Source organism: Arthrobacter sp. HMWF013 (assembly GCF_003061105.1).
Classification (GTDB): Bacteria; Actinomycetota; Actinomycetes; order Actinomycetales; family Micrococcaceae; genus Arthrobacter.
In genome coordinates this window covers 1-2867 of the sequence record NZ_QAIQ01000356.1, presented here as the reverse complement: position 1 = coordinate 2867, position 2867 = coordinate 1, and the positions used below count along the sequence as shown (strand labels likewise).

At 70.7% G+C, this 2867-nt stretch carries 3 protein-coding genes; all 3 read right to left on the bottom strand.

The window, feature by feature from the left end; genetic code table 11:
* The coding region (locus DBR22_RS13360) for a bifunctional heptose 7-phosphate kinase/heptose 1-phosphate adenyltransferase (RefSeq protein WP_258229194.1) at positions 1 to 919 on the bottom strand (919 nt) is incomplete at its 3' end.
* Positions 916 to 1632, bottom strand: coding sequence for a D-sedoheptulose-7-phosphate isomerase (locus DBR22_RS13355; RefSeq protein ID WP_258229193.1), 717 nt, complete (start codon positions 1630 to 1632; stop codon positions 916 to 918). The genes DBR22_RS13355 and DBR22_RS13360, both read right to left, overlap by 4 nt.
* Positions 1629 to 2867 (bottom strand): glycosyltransferase (locus tag DBR22_RS13350; RefSeq protein ID WP_108599419.1); only part of this gene is annotated, 1239 nt, incomplete at its 5' end. The genes DBR22_RS13350 and DBR22_RS13355, both read right to left, overlap by 4 nt.

Genomic DNA, 2867 nt, shown 5'->3' with positions numbered 1-2867 from the left:
GCCGTGGCCTGCCCGGGACCGGCGGATCCGGCAATGCACCCACCCCGCCGGCCGCCAGGAAGTCCGCCGCCTCGTGGACGGCAAGCACGGAAGCGTCTTCGAGGTCCCTGCCGCCGAGGAGGTGGACCGCAAGGCTCGCCGCCAGCCTGTCACCGGCGCCGCAAGGATCGCCCGACTCAACGCGGGGCGCCGGGACCGGACGGGGGGTGCGGTCCCGCTCCCGCAGCAGGAGCGCCCCGCGCTCCCCCGTGGTAACCAGGACGGCACGGCTGCGCCACTCATCGAGCAGGATGCCGGCCACTTCTGCCGCGCCGTCCGCTGCGGAGCCGAACAGTCCTGCTGCCCGGGGACCGGCGGCCTGGTGCGCTTCGGCCAGGTTGGGAGTCACCACCGAAACCCCGGCCACCGGAAGGGCGCCGGAAGGATGGGGGTCCCACACGATAGGGACATCGTCCGCCAGCCCTGCGAGCAGTTCCCTCAGCTGGGGATTTGCGGCCAGGCCCCGCCCGTAGTCGGCCACGATCACCGCGCCCGCTTTTTCGACTGCCCGCAGCATCGCAGGGGTCACCTCCGGAACCGGTGCCGCGCCGCAGCCCTGGTCGAACCGGACCACGGGGTGCGTTCCGGCCCGGACACGGGTCTTGACCGGCGTCGGGGAGCCGCTGGGGCCGGCCACCAGCCGCACTCCCGCGAGCGCAGCCTCCACCTGCCGCGCGGCGTCGTCGTCCGCCAGCACCGTCACCAGGGTGACCGGCCAGCCGTCCTGCACCAGCATCCGGGCCACGAGCCCCGCGCCGCCTGCGCGGCGCCTGACGCTTGCCACATCCACCACGGGAACCGGTGCATCCGGGCTGAGCCGCGTTGCAGTCCCGGTCAGGTCGACGTCCAGGATCACATCGCCCACCACCACGATTCTCATGGCCTGCCTCCCGCGTCCGGAGCCCAGGGTGCGGAGCCGCGCCGGCTGATCTCAAGATCGAAGGCACGGCAGACTGCGTGCAGGGCGATCAGGTGCCCCTCCTGCGCATTGGCGTTGACGGCGTCGATCACTACCGCCTCGTCACACGCTGTGGCCAGTGGATTGGGGCCCGGGCCGGTGAGCGCCCACGTGGTGATGTTCAGCCTTGCGGCCGTCTCCGCAGCGCGCAGCAGGTTGGGGCTTTGGCCGCTGGTGGACAGCAGGACCAGCACGTCCCCGGACCGGCCGTGGGCACGGACCTGCCGGGCGAAGAGTTCCTCGAACCCGTAGTCGTTGGCGATGGCCGTCACTGCCGAGGTTTCTGCGTGCAGGGAGATCGCCGAAAACGGGACGCGCTCGCCGTCGAACCTGCCCACCAGTTCGGCCGTCAGGTGCTGGGCCTCGGCCGCCGAGCCGCCGTTCCCGGCGGCCAGTAACCGTTGCCCGCTGAGCAGCCTGTTGGCCAGTTCAACACCCCACGCGGCCAGCCGGCCGGATTGGGCGCGGAGTGAATCCAATGCCGGCATGACATTGTCCAGGTGGAGCCGCACTGCCTCCGCGGCGCCGCCATCAAGGGCTTCCATGGCATCGAGGCCCGGCAGGGTTTCGGGGAAGCGCACCTGGCCGTCCAGGGCCTGGAGCTCGTCCTCGCGAAGGGACCATTCGGCAGTCACAGCGCAGCTCCTTCCATCGGGACCGTACCGGCAGCCACTCCTGCGATTGCCAGCTGGTAGGCCTTTTCCGTTTCGACAGCCACCCGGTCCCACGAATACCGTGAGCGTGCGCGTTGCTGGCCGGCTGCGCCAAGCTCTGCCCGGAGTGCCGGGTCGCCCAGCAGGAGGGCCAGCGCGGAGGCGATTGCCTCAGGATCCCGGGGCGGTACGTGGATCCCCGTCCGGTGGTCCACCACGGTGTCGCGGAGCCCGCCCACGGCGGCCGCCACCACGGGAACGCCGCAGGCCATCGCTTCCAGGGGAACGATGCCAAACGGTTCGTACCAGGGGGTGCAGACCACCGCGTCCGCACTGCGGAAGGTCCCGGGCATGGCGTCGCGGGGCACCTGCCCCCGCAGCGTCACGCGGTCGGCGACGCCGAGGTCACGGGCGAGCGTCAGGAGCCGGCGCACTTCAGGGTCTGATTCCAGGAGCCCGGGCTCGGCGCCACCGCCCACGATGAGGAGTTCGACGTCGTCATAGCCTTCCGCGGCCAAGAGCGGCAGGGCGCGGATCACCAGGTCAACACCTTTCCGGGGAACGAGCCTTCCCACCGAGAGGATACGGTGCCGGCGTGGACGGGATTCCCCCGGACCGTCAGCGGAGAAGAGGTCCAGGTCCACGCCGCAGGGTGCGATCGACACCTTGCCGGTGTCAATGTCCATGGCTTTGAGTTCGAACACTTCGTCCGAGCAGGTTGCGATGATCCGGTCCGCGTCGCGTCCGACCCTCGGCTCCAGCCAGCGGCGTTCCAGGGGGCTGGTGTCATCGATGCCCTGGTGCCGTCGCTTAACGGTGCCGAGCGCATGGAACGTCTGGACCACCGGGATCCGGTAGCCTGTCCCGTCGCGTCTGGCAGCATCAAGCGCTGCCAGGCCGGACATCCAGAAATGGCCATGCACGACGTCCGGCTGCCGCTGGCCCCAGTCCGTGGCCATGCCGCGGGCCAGTTCCTCCATGTAGGGAAGCAGTTCGTCTTTGGGCACGTGGCTCGCCGGACCGGCCTTTACGTGCACCACTTCGAGCCGCGGCCCTGCCTTGACGCGGGGCGGGAGGTCCGGCGAGTCCTTCCTCGTGTAGACGGTGACGGTGTGTCCCCGCCTGGCGAGGGCCGCGGACAAGGCGGCCACGTGCACGTTCTGCCCGCCCGCGTCCACGCCGCCCAGTGCGGCCAGCGGACTGGCATGCTCTGAAAC